General features: G+C 65.0%; 1 protein-coding gene. It reads right to left on the bottom strand.

The genetic code is table 11. The annotated features are described in order from the left end of the window. Positions 1-113 precede the first annotated feature (113 nt). Positions 114-1163, bottom strand: a complete 1050-nt coding sequence (locus LY13_RS25435; protein ID WP_253831096.1) for an IS110 family RNA-guided transposase — start codon at positions 1161-1163, stop codon at positions 114-116. Positions 1164-1541: the final 378 nt, after the last annotated feature.

The following is a 1541-nucleotide window of genomic DNA, read 5'->3' on the forward strand; positions in this document are numbered from 1 at the left end:
GAGCTCAAGCGTCGTAATCGGCTGTTGGAGCAGGAGAACGAGGTGTTGCGCCGGGCGGCGGCGTATCTGTCGCAGGGCAATCTGCCGGGAAAAGGACGCTTCTATGCCTCGCGTCAAGTCAGGCAGGAGCGGACTTCACGGTAGATCGAGCGGCAGACGTAGCGTTTGAGACAGCGCCTGACATCGCGGGTGCTCATACCTTCGGCTTTGCGGCGGGCGACATAGGTCTTGGTGCTGGGATCGCAGGTGACGCGAGTTCGGACGATGACCTCGAACGCGCGGTTCAGCTGTCGATCGCCGGTGCGGGACAGGCGGTGGCGGGTTGTGTTGCCCGACGAGGCCGGCAACGGTGGGACACCAGCGAGTGCTGCGAACGCGGACTCGGATCGCACGCGTCCGTGGTGTGAGTAGGCGCAGATGATGATCGCAGCGGTGACGGGCCCGACCCCTTGGACGTTCTGCAGCCCAGGAGCGATCTCTTCAGCGAGTTCGCGCAGCTGGCGGTGGTTGTCGGCGAGCAGCGCCGATTGTTCGATAATCGTCCGGGCCAGGCGGCGCGCCTCTCCTCGAGCAACAGTAGCGGCCTCGGCCGAGGTGTTCGCCCTGAGGCGCCACGCCGCGACTGTACGGATCTGGTCATCGGTGAGCGGCCGTCGAGCGTCGATATCGAGGTCGTTGGTGCGTACCAGCGCTGTCAGCGCGTTGCGATTCGCCGTCCGCTGTTGGTCGATGATGGACCGAGAGGACAGCAGTATCCGAAGCGCCGATCGCCGTCCGGCGTTACGGGGCCGGGCAAGACGGTCGACGTCTTGCCCGAGCACGTGGCGGGCGGCCGCCTCGGCGTCGATTGCGTCGTTCTTGCCCGTATGGGCGCGACTGGCGTGGCTCAACGGCCGGACTTCAACGACGTCGATTCCTTCGACCTGCAGTACGCTGGTAATGCTGGAACCGTAGGACGACGTCCCCTCGACCGCCGCGAGGACGGAGCCTGGGCTGTTGCGTAGCACCCATTGAGCTGCGCGTCGGTTGCCAGCCGAGCTGGTTGGAAACACCCCCGTCGCAAGTACTGCTCCGGTCCGAGTCTCCAGCAGCGCGAGGGTGTTGGTCTTCGCGTGGGTGTCCACGCCGACAACGTGATCAAAACGGTCTGAAACGCGGGTCATGCTTCTCCTTGCGACATCACGGACAACAACCGTCCGGCCCGCCGGGTGCACAGAGACATATCTGTAACGGGTCACACCACCCTGAATCGCATGACGCTCTTCGGATGGTGGACAGGCTTCTCATCAGGACATCTGTGCGCAGGGGCCGAACCTCGACCGCGAACAAGGACAAGTCCTTTTCAAGACACCACCACTGGCGGAGGGTCGGATCTACCCGGAGTCACCTGCCGCGGCCGAGGCCAGCCTCTCAGCCGGCCACGGGCCAGCCGCAGCCCATTACAGCTCTACCCGCTCGTGAAGGAGTTGGCCGCCCCTGGCGCCCGGATTCGGGTGCCGGTGGCGGTGACGTGCCGGGTTTTGAAGCTCCATCGCCAGCAC

This window comes from Prauserella aidingensis, assembly GCF_024171865.1.
GTDB lineage: Bacteria > Actinomycetota > Actinomycetes > Mycobacteriales > Pseudonocardiaceae > Prauserella > Prauserella aidingensis.